This window comes from Caldisericum sp. (assembly GCF_049967455.1).
Lineage (GTDB): Bacteria > Caldisericota > Caldisericia > Caldisericales > Caldisericaceae > Caldisericum > Caldisericum exile_A.
This window is the reverse complement of record NZ_JBMFSR010000013.1, coordinates 1-18,839: the sequence shown is the minus strand read 5'-3', so window position 1 is coordinate 18,839 and position 18,839 is coordinate 1. Positions and strand designations below refer to the sequence as shown.

Sequence of the window (18,839 nt, the reverse complement as noted above, 5' to 3'; positions counted from 1 at the left end):
CACCGGTTACCCAAACTGCATAAATCTACACAGTTTAGGTGCTAGGGTATTTCTTAGCATAATATTTAAAAAATTTCAAGTTAATAATTTACTTTTTCTTAATGACTTCCTTTACTTTTCCAAGGCTATTTACCCATTTAATCATAAAAAATACAATAAGAGCAACAATAAGAAAACTAATTAGATTTGAAACAACTTTCCCGTAAAAAATTCCATGCCAAGATAATTCAGCGATACTATTCAGTTTCAAGGCAGTTAAAACCGGATTAAAAATTAGGGGTGTTAAAAGATCGTTTACAAGGCTTGAAACAAGCTCATTGAGCTTTCCACCAATAATCACGGCAACTGCAAGCCCAATCACATTGTACTGTTTTAAAAATTCCATAAATTCTTTAATCATAATTCACCTCCCACTTCATTTTAAAATTATGGATTTAAATCTATAGTCCACCAAGGTGTTTCAGTAATCCTTACGCCAAATTGCTCAAACGAAATCATTAAAAACGTTTTATCAGATTCATCAAAATAAGACTTCTTTATGCTTATAGCAAAGTCAAGTTCGTTAACAATTCCTGAAACAGTACCTTTTGTCTCAAAAATTTCTTTTCCATTATCAAATAATTTCACTTCAAGATTTGAGGTAAACCCTCTTTCAATTTCAAGCCTATATTTGGGAAGTGTCTCAAAAGCACTACCTGATTTAAGCGGATATAAAAATAAATTAATCTTAGAAATTCTCGGTGCACCTCTAAATAATTTAAAATTTATAGTATAATCACCTCCACTATCAATCATAGAGGCACTCTCAACAAATGGAGTTATAGAGAGTTTTTCCATAATTTCTTTACTCCACAAAGGAAGGGTATCTCCCAATTTAATAGGTGTTTGAATAAAGAACAATTCATTTGCTCTTACAAAACTTACCATAAACTTTGGTTTCGTAAGATACTGACTTTTATGAGCTTTAATTGCAGAAAGTTTTTTACCGATATCCCCTCTTTCAAGAGCAATATCTTCGATCTTACCCTTGGGAGTCTCAATGAAAAAGTGTGGCATAGTTAATGCCTTTGTTGGGAAGTATCCCATTGGGAATGGCCAACCTTTTGCATGCACAAAATATGAAAATGCCTCTACATTCTTATTGTTTATATCCCCCAAAACTGCCTGTGTTAAAACTGAAACAGCTCTATGGTCTGGATTTAAGTCATATTGTGATGGATAAAAAACCTTTGTAGGATTTATTTTTTTATATTCTGCTTTTAAAACAGAGTATACATCGTTAAAATCAAAATTCTTCCCTTTATCGTAGGCCCAATTTTCAAAAACCCTCTTTCTAAAAGTAACTCCTGCAAAATAAACCTTATTAGGATTTGTGAGAATCTTCATCATTCCAAAGTCAGGATATCCTAAAAATATAAGATGATCCTTTGATAAACCCAAGATTTTCGCTGCAGCAAGTGCTTCTTTATATCTTTTGTAAGCAAGAAGATACGATGAAAATATTGGAATTGGAGCAAACTTAAGCATTGTATCAGTATTATGCTCACCTGAGGTAATAAAGATCACATAGACTTCTGCACCTTTTCTTACGCTATCTAAAATTACCTTAGCACTTGATAGCACTTCATCATCTGGATGAGGTGCGACAATTAAAATTCTATCATTTTTGTCAATCATAATTTCTCCTCTCGCATTACTCACCAATATTAATTGTAAAAGGATTATGATTAAGATAAACAAAGCAATTTTTCTTCTCATCGTAATGATATTATAGCAACATGTAAAATTTAAAACAAAAGTAACTAATGTAAAATCTAAAATCGGGGAGCACTTGCTCCCCTAATTAGAAAGATTAACAAAATCAAAACTATTAACTTTTATTATCCTCCCTGGTATGTTATCGTTATCGTCTTTGTTGTTCCATCCCACTGGACATCGCAGCCAAGGTTCTCTGCAACGAATCGGAGAGGAAGCATAGTTCTGCTGTTGATTATTTCAGGGACAACTTTTAAGTTCTGAGGATCGATAAGTTTGTTGTTTCCATTAACGAGTGCATTAGCATTGCCAATTTGAAGCATTATGCTATTGTTTCCAAGCTCTATAACGACAGTCTTGGTATCAGCTATCCATTTTACAGTTCCACCAAGTGCTTCAATGATTGCTCTTATTGGTAATAGGGTTCTTCCGTTTTTAATAACAGGTGGAGAATCTAAGTATCTTTGTTCTCCGTTTACAGTAAAGGAAGTATTACCTATTTGAAGAGTGATGATTGTAATCTGTTTTTCAAATGTTGCTTCAATTTTATGATTTGATGTTATGTTGGAGAAGGTATAAGATGAAACTGCACCAACTGATACATTGTCTACTTTTACATCTTTGATTGTATAGCCTGGATTGGGATTGATCGTGAATGTTTTTGAGTCACCATAGTTAACTGTGATTGTGCCTGATGGAGTTATCGCGCCACCAACACCAGAAGAAGCAGTAATGGTGAAGGTAATTGGTGCAAAGAGTGCTTGAAGAGTTGAATCATCATGAATACCTGAAATTTTAAGTGCATATGTACCATTTCCAAGATCTTTTACATTATTCAAATATGAATTCCCGTTCAGTAACACATCTTTGAGACGGAATCCTAAATTGGGGGTTATTAAAAATTCCTTTTCGTAAGAACTAAACATTGTAAATTCCCCTGAAGGTTCAATTTTTCCACCCGATGTTTCCAATACTTTCAAAATCGCAATAGTTTCAAGCTTAAATAAACCGCCACCATCTGTCCCTAAGAATATATCACCATTTTTATTTGAGGTAATAGATGTTGCATAATAATTTGTAAGCCCATTATTTATCGGAGTATAAGATAAGTCTTTATTCAAAATAAGCACACCGCTATCGGTTGCAAGATAAACAACATTATTCTGAGACAATATATCAAATATAGCAGTATTTTCAAGAACCACCTTAACACCATCTCCACTAATAACATAAAGCCCGTTCATTGTTCCTGCTAAAACTGAGTTATCAAAAGTTGTGATTACATTAATTCTTTCTTGTATGTCTTTAACAATTTCGAAGTTTTTAAAATCATTCGTTACAATAAGTCCATTATCAGTTCCTGCATAAAGTTTGCCATTATCATAATAAAGAGCCGTGCAAATACCATCGTAAATTTTTCTAATGGAATCAAAGAAACCATCTATTTCGAAGATACCTGTATCTGTTCCCAAAAATATGATATCGTGTCCGTTAGAAGAATAACCTGTTATTTTGTATATCGCATCTGAAAGGTCAGTAGCTTTTCTCCATAAAGAGCCAAAATCGGTTGACACAAGCAAGCCCATCGAAGTCCCTGCATAAATAGTGTCTGGGTTTGTTGGACTTTGGAATAGCGAAAGGATGGGATTATCAAATTTTGCATGGAATTTAAAGGTTTCACCACCATCTGAACTTTTACCAATATTTCCTAAATCTGTTCCCACAAAAATGGAATCATTAAAGAATTTTACAACCCTTATATACTCGTCTGGAAACCCTTGAGTAAAGTAGTAATATCGCATACTATTGAAATCATAATGAAGGATACCAATGCCCGTTAAAAGGAGGGCACTATTAGTTTCTTTATCGAAATAGATTGCATTATTATACTCTATTGTATTAGGGAGGTCAAGCTTTTCCCAGTTTTTGCCCATATCTTTTGTCATATACAAAAATGGTTCATCATAAAATTTTTTTAGTAATTTAGTGACATTGTCTTGCCCATATATAACAAGATCTCCAACAGCAAATGCAATATTTGGATTCTCCTCATCAACAACAACCTGCTTAAACTCATAACTTCCATATAACCCTGCTGAGATATTAAAGGTCTTAATAAAACTTTTTCCTCCATCAACGCTTACATAGACACTTCCAATAGTTGACATATAGACTAAATTTGGATTACGCTTACAAATAGAAATTGAAGTAATAATAAGGTCACTATACCCAAGGTACTGCCAGGTTTTTCCTCCATCAGTTGTTTTATAAAGACCATCAATGAAAGTTACAGCATAAATAGTATTTGAATTTGTAGGATCTATTGCTATATATGGTATAAAATCTCCGTCTTTGATCGACAAACTCTTTTCCCATGTTTCACCGTGATCAGATGACACAAACAATCCCAATTCGGATCCTGCAAAAGTCCTTTGATTTGAAGGTGAAATAGCAACAAATGTAACGGAGTATCCTGAAAATTGTTTTATCTCTGTAAAGTTTTTGCCGAAGTCATTTGAACGGAACAAACCAAGAGATGTACCTACAAATAACTCTTTATCATCATTGGGATTTATTGCAATAGAAAAAACCACATTGTTTGGTAATCCGAGATTAATAAATCTTACGCCTCCATCAACGCTTTTAAATAAACCTTTATCAGAGCCCACATAAATGATGTTTTTATTCAACGGATCAACCTGAAGTTCTCCTCCTGACACCTTAACACTAAACCCCTTGAAGGACTGTCCATTGTTGTCTGACCACAAAAATGCATTTTCTGTACCAACAAATATTTTATCATCTTTAGTAATAAACAAAGAATAGATGCACTTTACATTAACTATTAACATTTCGAAAGCACCTGTATTTAAATCAAATCTGTAAAGAAACCCGTTATCTTGTCCTGTAATAAACTTATAAGGATTATCCTTGTAAATGGCTACCGAAAGAAAATTTCCTTCCGAAAGTTTTACATGTTTTATTGGGACAAAATAAAGTGGAGCACTATCGCTCTCATAAACTCCATTACTTGTCCCTAAAACAATCTTTTTGCTTGATACGGCAACGCTATTAATCGCAGACCCTTGAAATCCAAGAAATTTAAAAGTTGAGGTCTTTTCATCGAAAGAATAAAGCCCGTCAGAAGTCCCCAAAAGAAGAGTAGAAGCATCTAATCTTGCAATTGAAATAATATCTAAATCTGAAAGTCCCACCTCGACCCACTTATTATCTACAAATTTATAAAGTCCTGCGTTTACTCCGTTGTTAAAAACACCTGCATAAAGAACTCCCGTTCCAAATTCAATGCTTGTAATATCCAATCTCAAATCTTGAAGGAGGCTAAAAGTTGCTCCGCTATTGTATGAGACGAATACACCTGTTGCAGTGCCTACATATAGGATATTTGAATTATTAGGATCAACTTTAACAGTATAGGTATAGAGTTCGCTAAGACCATCGTTAATTGGGTAAAAATGCGCACCACCATCTTCACTCTTTAGTACTCCATTTCCCCATGATGCAAGATAGATAATATTAGGATTATTAGGATCAACTACAATTCCTTTTATAGGAGTAAAATAGTCTTGATGCGAAACAAGTTTATCCTTTGTAAGGAGAGTTTTCCAATAAAGAGTTTTCCCAAAGACAACATTAGGGATAAATAGGGAAAATAAAATTACAAATAGAAGTAACTTTTTCATTTGCCTCCTCCAAAATATTTTTTCTCACAAATATTATAAATTTTTTAGAAAAAAAGTGAATGTAAATATTTAATTGTTTTCTTCGATTATTTTTTCAAGAACATACTCAACTTTCGAAGAAAACTCATCAGTTGAGATTGTTTGAAGTGTTCGAGGATGTGGTAAATCAATCTGAACAATCTCTTTTAACTCACCTGGATATTTGTGGATAATAACAATGATATCAGAGAGAAATACTGCCTCTTCAACATCATGAGTTACCATTATTGTTGAAAAGTTAAACTTTTGTCTCATATTTTCAAGATAAAGCCAAAGTTTTCGTCTGTTTAAGGCATCTACTGCACCAAAAGGTTCATCCAAGAGTAATAATTCAGAATCTGTTAAAAGCGTTCTAAGAAGTGCTGCCCTTTGATACATGCCACCTGAAAGAGCATTAGGAAAATGGTTTTCAAAACCTTTAAGCCCAAATTTTGGGAGTAAATCAAGAACTCTTTTTCTTGCTTCAATTTCGTTTATACCTCTTATAAGAAGAGGAATTTCAAGATTTTTTAAAAGCGTATACCACGGAAGGAGCACACCCTTTTGTGGCATATAGCCTAAAGGCCCCTCAGGGCGTAAGATATAACCTTCGTAAGGTAAAAGTCCAGCGATTGCCTTAAGAAGAGAGGTTTTTCCACACCCTGAAGGACCAATAATTGAAAGATAACTTCCTTTAGGCAATGTAAAACTCACATTGTTTACCGCAAGGAAACCTTCATAATAAACCTTAACACCATTAACTATTACTTCTTGCATGGAAGAAACTCATTTGTAAAAAGTGTATTAACATCATTAACCTTGCTTTTTATAATTCCAAGATTATACATAAGATCGGTAAAATTCCTAAAAATAGATTCTTTCATCACACCAAAACAACCAGATTCATCAAGGTAATACGGCGAAATCCATTCTTGTGATTTCATAACAAGGTTCTTATCAAGCTCGGGTGCGTATTTCAAAAGAATTTTAGCAGCCTCATCTGGATTTTTTGCTGCATAAGTATAGCCTTGAGATATTGCCTCAACAAATGCCTTTACTATTTCAGGGTGATTTTCAATCATGCTTTTGCTTGTGATAAATATAGGAGTATAGTGGTCAAAATTTTTAATGTGGTCTCTTAAACTGTAGAAGTCAAACTTTAAACCTCGCAATTCCGCATCGATTCCTTCCCATCCGTAGTAAACCCATGTAAAGTCGTAAACCTTCTTTTGAAGTCCTGTAATTTGGTCAAACACACCAAGTTCAACTTTCTTAATTGTGGAAGGATCTACTCCATTTTCCTTAGCAACATAATCAACTATTGCGTTCTCCCAAGCGCTTCCCCACCCGCCATACGTTTTGTTTGCAAAATCTTTTGGAGAGGTGATACCCGAGTCTTTAAGCCATATGAGGCCTGACGTATCATGTTGAAGGATGGCAGATATAGCAACAAGTGGTGCGCCTTCATTTACAACATACTGGGTAAGTGATTCCTGAAAAGAAATTCCAAAGTCTGCCTTTCCACCTGAAACAGCTTGCTCTGGCCATACTTCAGATGGTTGAACAACTGTAACATCAAGATTTCTTTCCTTAAAATAACCCTTATCAAGCGCAACATATATTCCTGTGTGATTTGTATTCGGAGTCCAATCGAGCATAAGCGTAACTTTTGTAAGATTCGCAAGCTTCGTCTCCTTCGGGGAACAGCCAAAAGAAGAAAAGATAAGTAAAAAACTCAACAAAGCCAAAATTACTTTCCTCATTTTTCACCTCCTAAGTAGCGTGTAAATCTTTGCCTCAGGATTGTTGCAGAGCCCCACATAAGGAGACTGAAAAGAATTATAATAATTGTCCCTGCAAAAACCTGATCCAGTCTAAAAGAGGAAAAAGACCTTCTTATGTATAGCCCCATGCCAACTGTTGTTCCCATCCATTCTGCAGTAAGCGTCCCTAAGATGGCATAAGGAGACGAAATTTCAATGCCCGTTATAATGTATGAAAGCGTATGCGGGAAGATAACGTATTTAAAAATGTCGCGTTTTTTCGCAGAAATTGCCTTTAATACATCGATCATATCGGTATCGACGGTGCGGAGCCCAAGAAGTGTGTTAACAGTTATCGGGAAAAATGTTGCCCAAATCACAACAACAATCTTTGGAAGCATTCCAAAACCAAGCCAAAGGATTATAAGGGGAGCAATTGCAATCGTAGGAGTTGATTGAGTTATAACCGCAATAGGATAAATAAGGTCTTCTATGGGTCTTGTAATGTGCATAAGGAGTGCAAGAATAATGCCAAAAAGAATTGAAAGGAAAAATCCAATAAATGTCACTTCAAGAGTTGCAAAAAGATTTGGTAAAATGACATTAGATTGAGTAATTATGATTCCTAAAATTTTAGAAGGTGTGGGAAGTATATACGAGGGAACAAGTTTATGAGATGAAATAATCTGCCAAAGATACAAAAATAGGATAAAAGAGACACCTTTTAGAATTTGTGAATTCCTAACCAATCTCACCAAAAGAATTACAAGTGCAAAAAATGAAACAACAGAAACAATTGTAGATTTTGATAGGGTAAATGTGAAAAGCCCTACCGTAAGTACAATCTCAACAACCTTTAAACTGTTCTTCAAATTTAAAAAACCTCCCGCATTTTGGGAGGGTGTAGGCTCTTGCCTTGCACCATCTCCCTACGCCGGCATTACCCGGATCAGGTTCCAGGGGTCGGATGCCTCAAAGCACCCCTCTCAGCCACAAGGGCTCCCCCGAGGTCAAAATATTATACCACAAAATTCATAATCAAACTATACTTTTGTTGCAATAATTCCTTTGTGAGGAGTCCTGAACCACTTTGTGTTTCGGCAGGTGAACAAAGCAATAAAAATTACTAAGAGATTTGTAAGGTTAAAGAAAAAGAAGACCAACACATCATAAAACTTAACCATATTGAGATCATTGTTATCGAGCGTAAAGAAAAACAAAATCGAATTAATTACAAATGATGAAACAACTGTAATAACATGGAAGTTTGCTAAAAGTGCAACGATACTTATAACCCAAAGAAGAAAAGAGAGAGGAAGAAATAAAAAATAAGGTTTATACTTGAAACTTCTAATGTCGAAAAACATCTCATAAAAGTAGCCGCGAATCCAACGCAATCTTTGTTTAAAAGAGGTTATAAAGTCCTCTGGTTTTTCATCATAAACACTTACAGAACTTACATAAGCAATGTTATATCTTACCTTTAGACTGTATTCGAAATCATCAGTTATACTTTTGCAACTGTACGGATATTCCTTCAACACAAACCCATATGCACCCCATCCAAAACCACTTAAAATTGCTGAAAGGCCAATATTATTAAGTGCTTCTTGGATTTTAAAGAAGAAGGCAGACATAATGACAAACATTCTTGAAACCCAGGTTTTAAAATTAGCATTACGTGTTCTGAATTGAATAATTGGATAGCTTTTTATAAAAGGTATCGCCCTAAAAAGAAAATCCTTTGGTACATAATTTCCCGCATCGAAAAACATATAAAAGGATTTTTCTCCAACTTTATCAACTATAATTGGTATTGCTTCATTTAATGCCTTTGATTTAGAGTGTTTATCTAACTCAATTACATTTACACCCTTTTCTCTTGCGATTTCAACGGTTCTATCAGTGCATGCATCCGCAACAAGATAAACCTCATCAAAGTTAGCATCAAATAAAGAATCAAGAACAACACCAATTGATTCTTCTTCGTTATGTGCAGTAACTATTGATACAATCTTTTCTGGGGTGTATTTTTCAATTGGAACGGGGCGCTTTTTAAGAAGTCCAATAATTACAAGCAAAATTAGTCCCACAAATGTTATCGTCGAAAGCAAATTAATAGCATTAATTATATAAAAAAAGATATAATACCTCACAAGTGGAGGATAAGAAACTTCATAATTAAAAACATACAGAGGGACCTCAAGATGACGAAAATGTACCTCCGTATATGTTCTAAGTAACAACAGCCAATTTTCTAAATGTTCCACAGTATAATTTTAGCACAAAAAATTTATAATGTATTGTGGAAAAATTTTCATAACAGCTGAGCCTGCTTTTAGAATTCCAAAAATTTGCACTTCGAATATTTAATGGCATTTCTAAAAATATTATTATCGATGGAATAGTAAAAATGGAATTTTATTCTAAAAAAAATTTAAACAATATTTTCTTAAAAACTTTAAAAGAAATATAAACATATTAGGAACTCTCCACATAGACTTTTTAAAGACTTCTTACAATACTAAGTTTACACTTTTACATGAGAAATTACACGGAAGCAAAAAATAAAATCCTAACAGAACTTCAAAAATTATGCATTCTGTGAGATTTTTAAAAACAATTTTTTTCTTCACAGATTCTTCACGGACCCCTTTTTATAATTGTCTCAGGAAGTTTGAAAAAACTTCCAAAAACTTAGGCACAGGGAGGTGCACTATGAAAAAGAAGATTTTAGTAGCGTTGTTTGTGTTAGGGCTTTTAAGCTCTATGGCTTTTGTGGGAAGACACTTTGTTATGGCAGGAAACACACCTTCAACTCAAGCGGTTTCCTCAGGTACATCAGTTACTCAGTCAAACCAAGCAGTTACCGAAGGAACTGAGACAAAAGATGAAGCAATTGAAACTGATACTCAGTCAGGCGCACAGGAACCAAACTATGTTGGAAGCATTAAGGTAACTGACACTAACGCAAAAGACGAAGCAAGCGAATCCTCAGCACTTCAAGGACTTGCAAAGATTTCGCAGAGTGAAGCAGAGGCATCAGCTCTTGCAAAAGTTCCAGGTACAGTAGTTAAGACAACTCTTGATAATGAAAATGGCTATCTTGTCTATGCAGTTGAAGTAAAAGATGCACAGGGCAAAGTGTTCGATGTAAAGGTTGATGCAGGAAACGGAACAGTGCTTGCAACTGAAGCATCCGATGGAGCAGAAGAGAAAGCAACCCAAGAAGAGGTATCCAAAGCACCTGATACAGATACAGTACAAGAGGAAGTTGCAGGAGAACACTAATACAAGTAGTATCCTCACACTTAGGGGGCATATGCCCCCTATTTTTGTGGTATAATTTAAACTATATGGAGGCAACTTATGAATAACTTAAATATTATGCTTTTTAATGCCATAAATGGGCTTGCAAAAACGCACTTTGACTTAAACGCTTTTATGATATTTGTTGCAAAATATTTGATTATCTTAATACCAATTTACTTAACATATCTTCTCATTAAGAAAGACATAAAGGGGTTTCTTTTTGTTGGAACATCAGTTCTAATTGCAATCACAATGGGATATATCACAAAAAATGTTTATTATCATCCACGTCCTTTTGTAATTGGTTTAGGAATTGACCTTGTAAAAGATGACGCAACTTCGTCGTTCCCAAGTAATCACACAACTGCCATGTTTGCGTTTGCTACATCGCTTCTCTTTGAAAAAAGGCATATATCTGGTATTTTTGCGTTATTTGTAGCACTTTTGGTTGGCATCTCAAGAATTTACATCGGAGTCCATTTTCCATTTGACATTTTAGGAGGAATGCTTTTGGGGACAACTTTTACAATTTTTAATTTCTTTCTGATTTTTCCATATATTGAAAAGTTTGCACATAAATTAGGGTTTGATATAATCTAAGGAGAGCTACATGGGAGATTTCAAAACTTGGATTTATATATTCTTAGTGACCTTATTTCCTGCAGTCGAACTTAGAGGGGCAATCCCTCTTGCAGTCCTTAAATACAAATTGCCAGTCTTAAGTAGTGCAATTATTGTAATCATCGCGAATATTCTCGTTACACCTATTGTATTTTTAATGTGGGATCTTATTATTTTTGTTTTCTCGAAGATTCCACCACTTGATAGGCTCTTAAAAAAGTACCTCTTGAACCTTCAAAAAAGGGCAAAGCCATATGTGGATAAATATGGATTTTGGGGACTTATGATCTTTGTTGCAATACCACTTCCCGGCACAGGTGCATATTCTGGAGCACTTGCAGCAGAGATCCTCGGAATGGATAAATTGAAGGCGTTTATTTCAATTTCACTTGGTGTAATTGAAGCAGGAATTATTGTAACGCTTATTACAACAGGTGCACTTAAACTATTTTAGAGGATGTTATGAGAATACTTCTTGTCGAAGATGAAAAACCTCTTGCAAATGCAATTAAAGAGGGGCTAATAGAAAATAATTTTGTGGTCGATGTTGCATATGATGGCGAAAGTGCTTTATCAAAGATAGAGATAGAGGAAGCTTATGATCTTGTAATTCTTGATATAATGCTTCCAAAACTTGATGGCATTAATCTTCTCAAAAAGATAAGAGAAAACAAATACAAAATGCCAGTTTTAATGCTCACAGCAAGAGGTGAAATTGAAACAAAGGTTAAAACATTTGGAATTGGGGCAGACGATTATCTCACAAAACCCTTTGATTTTAGAGAACTTTTAGCAAGAGTGCATGCACTTTTAAGAAGGACAAAAGAAATAAAAACGGGCAACATAAAAATTGAAGATCTCGAAATAGATACGGAAAAAATGATAGTTACAAGAGGTGGTAAAAAAATTGACCTTACAAGAAAAGAGTACCAAATTCTTGTTTATCTTTGCTTGAATAGAGGGAGAATCGTTGAAAAGAAAGAACTTGAAAATCACCTCTGGGATGAAAATTCAACTCCTTGGTCTGACACATTGAGAACACATATTAAAAATATAAGAAGGAAAGTTGATTCAGGCTTTGAAAAAAAGCTTATAAAAACTATACCAGGTGTAGGTTATGAAATTGAGTGATGATAAGGACATAAAACGCGCAAAGATAAAACTCACGCTCCAATACACAATAACAACACTCATAATAGTTATGCTGCTAATTGTTGCATTTTATTTTACCTTTTCCAACTCTGCCTACAAGGATTTTGATTCCACACTACAAAACCGCGCTATTGCGATTGGAACAGCACTTGTAGGAAAGGAAGAATCTGCAATAGAAGACCTAAAGTCGATTTCAGGAATTCTAAAAAATTACGATTTAGGAAATGAAAGTTTAATAATATTGGATTCAAATGGCAAAATTCTATACGAAAATTTGCAAGACCAATTTACCTTACCCCAAAATATAAGGGAAGGATTTTATACCCTTGAGGGAAAAGAAGGCGATGAACAAAAGACAATCCGTGCCTATATAACCAAACTTAACAGCACAAACTACTATTTAGTTGTTGCAAGAAATTATGACAACCTTGAGGCTTCCTTGCATGAAGTTCTTTTTTCTTTTCTTTTTGTTGTCCCTTTCATACTACTTTTAACAATAATCCTCTCTTATAGATTTGCAAGCTCGGCAATAAGACCAATTGAAGAATCAGTGAGAATCCTTAAACAATTTACACAGGATGCATCTCACGAATTAAAAACGCCAATTTCTACAATTAAAGCAAACATTGAAGTTGCCTTGATGAAGGAGCGAAATCCTGATTATTACAAAGAGAAACTTGAAACAATTTTAGACTCAGCAAATAGAATGTCAAAGCTCATACAAGACATGCTATTTATATCACGACTTGACACAGGTACATATCCTGTAAAAGTAGAATCCGTTTTTCTTAAAGATCTCTTTATGAATCTTAAATCACAATTTGAAGGACTTGCACAAAGTAAGCACGTAAATTTAAGTTTTGAAACTGAGGATAACCTTAGAATAAAGACAGATAAAGATATACTTGAAGAAATTCTTTCAATTTTGATAGAAAACGGCATTGCATACAATAAAGAAAATGGGTTTGTAAAAATTTATGCAAGAAAAGAGGGAAATGATGTGAACATTACTGTAGAAGATTCGGGAATTGGCATAAAAGAAGAAGATATACCATACATATTTGATAGATTCTATAGGGGTGAAAAGTCTCGCTCAAGAGAAACTGGAGGAATTGGTTTAGGGCTTTCGATTGCAAAAGAACTTACAAATCTCATCGGTGCAAAAATAAGCGTTGAAAGCAAAGTTAATGTTGGCTCAAAATTTACAATAACAATACGGGAGGTAACTTATGAATTACAAGGGTCTTACAACAGAAGAGGCGCTTGAACTGCAAAAGAGATTCGGATTCAATGAGATAAAGCAAAAGGAAACTCCTCCTATCCTTGATTTTTTAAAGAGATTTACCGGTTTAACTGCCTTTGTTATAGAAGGTGCAATGATAATATCCCTTTTAATGAAAAGATACGTAGATGCTCTTGTTATGTTTTTTTTGCTTCTACTAAATGCAGTTTTGGGCTTTTCAGAGGAGTTCAGGGCATCAAAGGCAGTAGAAGCACTCTCAAAGAAAATTTCCGTTAACGCACACGTGCTTCGTGATGGAGTTTTTAAAGAGATACCTGCAAGAGAGCTTGTCCCAGGTGATGTCATAAAAATCGTTATGGGAGATATTGTGCCTGCAGATTGTAAAATTATTGAGGGAAATTTGCTTGTAGACCAGTCAATTTTAACAGGAGAATCAATTCCTAAGGAGTGCGGTGCAAATGACGAAATTTATTCAGGAAGTCTTGTTACAAGGGGAAGCGCAATTGCAATTGTAGAAAAAACGGGAAGAAATACATATTTCGGAAAAACTGCAGAACTCATTGAAAAGGCGAAGCCAAAACTCATAATTGAAGAGATAACAATGAGCGTTACAAAAGGGCTTCTTATATTTGATTTTATCTTCGTTGCTTTGGTTGTCATTAAATTTATTATCAATAAAACCCCTATTTTTGACGCACTTCCTTTTGTTCTTACACTTCTCATTGCATCAATTCCAGTTGCACTGCCAGCAATGACTGTCCTTGCACTTGCGCTTGGATCTTTAAAACTTGCTTCTGTTGGAGTACTTGTTCGAAAACTCGATGGTATTGAAAATAGCGCTATGATGGATATACTATGCCTCGATAAAACCGGCACCATAACCGAAAATAAGATAAGAATTGTTGATGTTGTACCTATAGGTAAAGATTTTTCTCAAGAAGATGTTGTAGAGCTTGCGTATCTTTGTTCTGATCCAAACACAAAAGACCCAATTGACTCTGCAGTCATAGAATTTGGAAAAGATAATGTAAAAGGATTATATAAACTTGTCAAATTCTATCCCTTTGATCCTGACAAAAAATATTCAGAAGCAGAAGTGCTTGATAAAGAAAACAACAAAATAAACATTTATAAAGGCGCACCCCAAGTTATAATCGAAATGTCCGATAACAAAGATAAAAGCATATACGAAGTTGTAGAAAAATTTGCAAACCTTGGGAAAAGAAGTCTTGGAGTTGCGATAAAGAAAGAAAATCAAACTACTTTTGTTGGACTTCTTACATTTTTTGATTATCCAAGAAAGGATTCTAAAAAATTCATAGAAGAAATAAAAGAAATGGGCGTAATGCCAAAAATGATTACCGGAGATAATAAACTAATTGCACAATCGGTTGCAAAGGAAGTTTCTATTGGAGAACGCGTCATCTCAATTAAAGAAATAGAAAAAGATAAGGAAATGGATGTCGACTCCTTTGATGCATTTGCAGAAGTTGTACCTGAAGATAAATTCAAAATTGTTGATTTATATCAAAAGAAGGGTCATACAGTTGGTATGACAGGTGATGGTGCAAACGATGCACCTGCTCTAAAGAAAGCAGACCTCGGAATTGCGGTAAAAGATTCTCTTGATATTGCAAAGCAATCTGCAAAAGTAATTCTTACAGAAGAGGGTTTATCTAATATTGTAAATCTTATAAAAGTTGGAAGAGAAATTTATAAAAGAATTGTCATTTGGATATTAAATAAGGTTGTAAAAACATTCCAGATCGTATTTTTTGTATCTATTGCAACCCTCATCATAGGAAAGCCAATAATTACACCAGTTGCCATGATTTTGATGCTCTTCCTTTACGATTTTGTTACAATGTCGATTGCAACAGATAATGTCGTACCTTCAAATCGCCCAGAAAAATGGAACGTCAAAAAACTTCTTTCAATGTCTTTAATATTTGGTGTATTAAAAATTTCGGAACTCTTCATCGCGATGTATCTTGCCCAAAAATACTTTAAGGTTACATTCTCAGAACTCCAAACAATTATGTTTTATCTTTTACTTGTATCGGGACTATTTAACATACTCAATTTCAGAGAAGAAAGGTTTTTCTTTTCATCCCTCCCAAGTAAGGCAGTTATAATGTCAATTTTAGGAGATTTGATCGTAGCAACTCTTATTTCCACGTTCGGTATATTTGTAGCTAAGGCACACTTTGGACTCATTATGATAACGCTTCTCTATGCGCTACTTGTAACTCTTGTATTTACTGATATAATTAAATTATTCGTATATAGGTGGTTTAAATTGTAAAATGAAAAAAGAAATCGAGATTGTTTTAATAACATTTTTAGTATTTGTACTTGTTTTCATATTTTCTGTTTACTATGTGTCCGAAGAAAATAAAGAAGCAATTTCAGAAAGTGCCGTTAAGTATGAAACTTATATACATTCAAAAGATGCATGGGAGCCTGTAGCAAACACACATAAGATTACAAGAACAAAGAAATATTTAGAACAAGGTGTTTCTTATGTTCCAATCCTTATGTTTCACAATGTCTCCCCTGTCCCTCAAAATGCAAGCGAATTAACAAAATCACTTACAATCGATCCAAAACTATTTGAAAGTATGATGGACTATTTGCACAAAAATGGATTCACGCCAATAACTCTAAAAGAGCTTAACGAAATTTGGAAAGGAAACCTACCTTATCCCAAAAAACCAATTGTTCTTACATTTGATGATGGAGATAAAGGCGTATACAAATACGCATACCCTATACTTAAGAAATATAATTTTCACTTTGTCATCTTTTTGATAACTAAATACACAGGAATGCACACTAACTTCTACATGAGCAAAGATGAAGTAAAAGAGATGCTTAATAGTGGTCTTTGTGAAGTCGGCACACATACAAGAGACCATGTTAATTTAAAAAGAAGTCCACTCCTTACAAAAATTTATGAGATAAAAGCATGCACAAACGATGTAAAAAGACTACTTAACTATACTCCAACTTCTTTTTGTTATCCCTTCGGAGGCTTTGATAGAGATTCAAAAGAAATTCTTAAGGCATACGGATACACAATGGCAGCCACAGAAATCCCAGGATTGGCAAATCCAAAAAACGATCCCCTTTTGCTTCCTCGAGTAAGAATTGATGGAAGAGAAAATTTACAAGCTTTCATAAATAAAGTAAACTTGAAACCCTAAAGATCAAAAGTTAAAATACCTGATTGATCAGTTTCTGTTATAATTTGGAAATTATACCCGAGTTTTGACCTTAAAAGATCCCTGTAAGATAAAAGATTCTCAGTATGTATTGGTATAATATATCTTGGTTTTGCAATTTCAATATGCTTTAATAGATCCCTTGGACTTGCATGTCCTGAGACATGGTACTCCCTTGTAAAAGTAGGTATTGCATCATCTCCAACTTCAAGACCATATGGAGTTAAATTAAACGTGGATATCCAATTTAAAAGCCTATGAGTGTCAAACATTTGCTCTTCAGTATATGCTTCACTTGTAGAATATATGTAGGCGCCACCATTAATTTCTATATCAAGAAGATTTGGCATGTCCCAGAAGCTATAACAAACTATGTAATCCTGAGGACTTTTTCCAATTTCAGAAATTGTCACAAACCTATCCTTATATGCATCATTTTTGTTAATTTCTTTAGTCCACGCTCTATTTTGTTCTCTTTTACTTTCAATAATAACAATATTCGCCTCATCAATTATGTTAACACCATCGCTTTTTAAAAGATTAAGTAAATATGCATCCTTCATCGTGATCGCAAGGCGCCTTCCAGTTTCCTTTGCAATTTCAAAGAATATTTCAAGACGCTCAATATTTCTTGCTCCAAAATCTGCAATAACAAGTTTTCCTTTATTGCTATTTACAACCTTAATTGCATTTTGTTTAATATCCTCTTCCCTCAGTTGGGGTTCGTCCAATTTTTGTAAAGAATTTTCATTAATTCGTGTGCCCTCTATTAAAAGGACATCAACACCATTTTGAGACAAAAATTCGAAAAATTCCTCAGTTTTGTGGGCTCCTTTACCATGAAATCTTATATCTCCAGTATATGCAACCTTTATTCCATCAACCTCAAAATATATAGAAGATGCGCCTAAAACAGAATGATCAACTTCAAAAACTCTGTATTTAAAATCACCTAATTCTTCGCTTTCAAAAGAAACTTTATTTTCACTTTTAGAAGACACTTTAGGATATCTAAAATTCCTTTCAATTTTATTGCCTGTATCCTTTTTCAACTTTTGTTCTTTTACACCATTAGTAAAAGCTACATTTGAAACAATATAAAATTCTTCAAAAAAGCTTTGATTTCCCGTATCTTGATAAGCTTTAATGATATGATGGGTTATAGGAGTTGCAATGATTGGGATATCTTCTCTTAGGAATGATATATAACCAAAGTGATCCATATGCCCGTGGGAAACAAATACTGCAACAGGATTAATAGTTAATGCTTTATCAACCTCATCTTTCACATAGTAAAGTAAACCTTCTCTATAAAGTCCCTTAAGATGAGGAATGAGGTTTAACTTCCAAAAGTCGTGTAATCCTGCACCTGCTCTTGGTGTCAAAAACTCTTCAAAGTACTGTGAAAACTGCTTAAAATTCTTGCCAAAATCGAGGATAAATGACTGTCCACTTTTACTTTCAACGAATATCTTATTTCCTCCAATTACATTGTGCCCATCAAATATCTTTATTTTCATCTCAATTAATTATACCCTAAAAGTAACGATTTCGGTATTTGGAAAAAACTATCATTAAATAACCAAAAAATTTTTACATTTTAAAGACATCTCAACTCTGTCTCTAAGAAATACTATCTTTTTTCAAGCCAGGTTAGAAAAAGTGAGCTACTTTAATGCAACTCAATACTCCCCCAATTAATATTGTTTTTAGGGGAAATCTGGAAGGGAGCGCATCCCGCTTCCAATAATTGTCATTTCGAAGTCCCGCTTCCAATGATTGTCATTTCAAAGTCCCCCTTCCAATAATTGTCATTTCGAAGGAGCGAAAGCGACTGAGAAATCTCCATATTTTGAGGGGGCAACAAATCGCCCCCTCAACACTCCCCCGAGACTGAGGAGATTCCTCAGTCGCTTACGCTCCTTCGGAATGACAAACAGAAATAACCTTCAGAATAAACATAACCAGTCATTTCGAACGAAGTGAGAAATCTCCTCCTTTTGGGGTAGTTCGAAGGGAGGTTTTTGCTCCCTCTATTGAGGGATTT

At 34.3% G+C, this 18,839-nt stretch carries 15 protein-coding genes and 1 riboswitch; of the genes, 7 read left to right on the top strand and 8 right to left on the bottom strand.

All coding sequences use genetic code 11. The features are described from left to right. Positions 1-88: 88 nt before the first annotated feature. The 7 genes from ACP5SP_RS04485 to ACP5SP_RS04455 all read right to left on the bottom strand — a co-directional run bounded on the left by ACP5SP_RS04485 (position 89) and on the right by ACP5SP_RS04455 (position 9,510). Complete coding sequence (locus ACP5SP_RS04485; RefSeq protein ID WP_424597182.1) at positions 89-400, bottom strand: MscL family protein; 312 nt, start codon at positions 398-400, stop codon at positions 89-91. Positions 401-426: 26 nt separating this feature from the next. Next, a complete protein-coding gene (locus ACP5SP_RS04480; RefSeq protein ID WP_428076085.1) occupies positions 427-1,677 on the bottom strand; it encodes a PIG-L deacetylase family protein in 1,251 nt (416 codons plus the stop codon). Positions 1,678-1,880: 203 nt separating this feature from the next. After that, positions 1,881-5,459 (bottom strand): stalk domain-containing protein, encoded by a 3,579-nt coding sequence (locus ACP5SP_RS04475; RefSeq protein ID WP_428076084.1) that lies wholly within the window; start codon positions 5,457-5,459, stop codon positions 1,881-1,883. 69 nt (positions 5,460-5,528) lie between these two features. Next, positions 5,529-6,254 (bottom strand): ABC transporter ATP-binding protein, encoded by a 726-nt coding sequence (locus tag ACP5SP_RS04470; protein WP_424597093.1) that lies wholly within the window; start codon positions 6,252-6,254, stop codon positions 5,529-5,531. Beyond that, entirely contained in the window at positions 6,242-7,240 is a 999-nt protein-coding gene (locus tag ACP5SP_RS04465; RefSeq protein ID WP_416085166.1) for an ABC transporter substrate-binding protein, read from the bottom strand. Before ACP5SP_RS04465 ends, ACP5SP_RS04470 begins: the two co-directional genes overlap by 13 nt. Further along, on the bottom strand, positions 7,237-8,112 hold the full coding sequence (locus tag ACP5SP_RS04460; RefSeq protein WP_428066660.1) for an ABC transporter permease: 876 nt from the start codon (positions 8,110-8,112) through the stop codon (positions 7,237-7,239). Before ACP5SP_RS04460 ends, ACP5SP_RS04465 begins: the two co-directional genes overlap by 4 nt. Positions 8,113-8,149: 37 nt before the next feature. Continuing rightward, positions 8,150-8,256, bottom strand: a riboswitch (TPP riboswitch). A 27-nt stretch (positions 8,257-8,283) separates the two neighbouring features. After that, the gene (locus tag ACP5SP_RS04455) at positions 8,284-9,510 is read right to left on the bottom strand and encodes a glycosyltransferase (RefSeq protein WP_428066658.1); all 1,227 of its coding nucleotides are present in this window, start codon (positions 9,508-9,510) and stop codon (positions 8,284-8,286) included. A 448-nt stretch (positions 9,511-9,958) separates the two neighbouring features. Between ACP5SP_RS04455 and ACP5SP_RS04450 the strand changes: the two genes are divergently transcribed. From ACP5SP_RS04450 to ACP5SP_RS04420, 7 genes are all read left to right on the top strand, one after another. Beyond that, complete coding sequence (locus ACP5SP_RS04450) at positions 9,959-10,531, top strand: PepSY domain-containing protein (protein WP_424587025.1); 573 nt, start codon at positions 9,959-9,961, stop codon at positions 10,529-10,531. Positions 10,532-10,609: 78 nt separating this feature from the next. Then, positions 10,610-11,152 carry an undecaprenyl-diphosphatase gene (locus ACP5SP_RS04445; RefSeq protein ID WP_428076083.1) on the top strand — a complete coding sequence of 181 codons (543 nt, stop codon included), beginning with the start codon at positions 10,610-10,612 and terminating at the stop codon, positions 11,150-11,152. Positions 11,153-11,162: 10 nt separating this feature from the next. Then, on the top strand, positions 11,163-11,627 hold the full coding sequence (locus ACP5SP_RS04440; RefSeq protein WP_416085161.1) for a COG2426 family protein: 465 nt from the start codon (positions 11,163-11,165) through the stop codon (positions 11,625-11,627). A gap of 8 nt (positions 11,628-11,635) precedes the next feature. Beyond that, complete coding sequence (locus tag ACP5SP_RS04435; protein WP_416085160.1) at positions 11,636-12,304, top strand: response regulator transcription factor; 669 nt, start codon at positions 11,636-11,638, stop codon at positions 12,302-12,304. Then, positions 12,291-13,592, top strand: coding sequence for a sensor histidine kinase (locus ACP5SP_RS04430; protein ID WP_424587028.1), 1,302 nt, complete (start codon positions 12,291-12,293; stop codon positions 13,590-13,592). The genes ACP5SP_RS04435 and ACP5SP_RS04430 overlap by 14 nt, the downstream gene beginning before the upstream one ends. Beyond that, positions 13,555-15,873, top strand: a complete 2,319-nt coding sequence (locus ACP5SP_RS04425; protein ID WP_428076082.1) for a plasma-membrane proton-efflux P-type ATPase — start codon at positions 13,555-13,557, stop codon at positions 15,871-15,873. The genes ACP5SP_RS04430 and ACP5SP_RS04425 overlap by 38 nt, the downstream gene beginning before the upstream one ends. A 1-nt stretch (position 15,874) precedes the next feature. Then, positions 15,875-16,774 carry a polysaccharide deacetylase family protein gene (locus tag ACP5SP_RS04420; protein ID WP_428066653.1) on the top strand — a complete coding sequence of 300 codons (900 nt, stop codon included), beginning with the start codon at positions 15,875-15,877 and terminating at the stop codon, positions 16,772-16,774. Here the strand turns inward: ACP5SP_RS04420 and ACP5SP_RS04415 are convergent. Further along, complete coding sequence (locus ACP5SP_RS04415) at positions 16,771-18,312, bottom strand: MBL fold metallo-hydrolase RNA specificity domain-containing protein (protein ID WP_424606955.1); 1,542 nt, start codon at positions 18,310-18,312, stop codon at positions 16,771-16,773. The two genes, ACP5SP_RS04420 and ACP5SP_RS04415, sit on opposite strands and share 4 nt — an antisense overlap. Positions 18,313-18,839: the final 527 nt, after the last annotated feature.

Bases quoted from the DNA above. Each gene is read 5' to 3' on its own strand.
- ACP5SP_RS04485 (WP_424597182.1), bottom strand. From the start codon at position 400: ATGATTAAAGAATTTATGGAATTTTTAAAACAGTACAATGTGATTGGG.
- ACP5SP_RS04475 (WP_428076084.1), bottom strand. From the start codon at position 5,459: ATGAAAAAGTTACTTCTATTTGTAATTTTATTTTCCCTATTTATCCCT.
- ACP5SP_RS04440 (WP_416085161.1), top strand. From the start codon at position 11,163: ATGGGAGATTTCAAAACTTGGATTTATATATTCTTAGTGACCTTATTT.
- ACP5SP_RS04435 (WP_416085160.1), top strand. From the start codon at position 11,636: ATGAGAATACTTCTTGTCGAAGATGAAAAACCTCTTGCAAATGCAATT.
- ACP5SP_RS04470 (WP_424597093.1), bottom strand. From the start codon at position 6,254: ATGCAAGAAGTAATAGTTAATGGTGTTAAGGTTTATTATGAAGGTTTC.
- ACP5SP_RS04480 (WP_428076085.1), bottom strand. From the start codon at position 1,677: ATGATTGACAAAAATGATAGAATTTTAATTGTCGCACCTCATCCAGAT.
- ACP5SP_RS04445 (WP_428076083.1), top strand. From the start codon at position 10,610: ATGAATAACTTAAATATTATGCTTTTTAATGCCATAAATGGGCTTGCA.
- ACP5SP_RS04420 (WP_428066653.1), top strand. From the start codon at position 15,875: ATGAAAAAAGAAATCGAGATTGTTTTAATAACATTTTTAGTATTTGTA.
- ACP5SP_RS04430 (WP_424587028.1), top strand. From the start codon at position 12,291: ATGAAATTGAGTGATGATAAGGACATAAAACGCGCAAAGATAAAACTC.
- ACP5SP_RS04465 (WP_416085166.1), bottom strand. From the start codon at position 7,240: ATGAGGAAAGTAATTTTGGCTTTGTTGAGTTTTTTACTTATCTTTTCT.
- ACP5SP_RS04450 (WP_424587025.1), top strand. From the start codon at position 9,959: ATGAAAAAGAAGATTTTAGTAGCGTTGTTTGTGTTAGGGCTTTTAAGC.
- ACP5SP_RS04425 (WP_428076082.1), top strand. From the start codon at position 13,555: ATGAATTACAAGGGTCTTACAACAGAAGAGGCGCTTGAACTGCAAAAG.
- ACP5SP_RS04415 (WP_424606955.1), bottom strand. From the start codon at position 18,312: ATGAAAATAAAGATATTTGATGGGCACAATGTAATTGGAGGAAATAAG.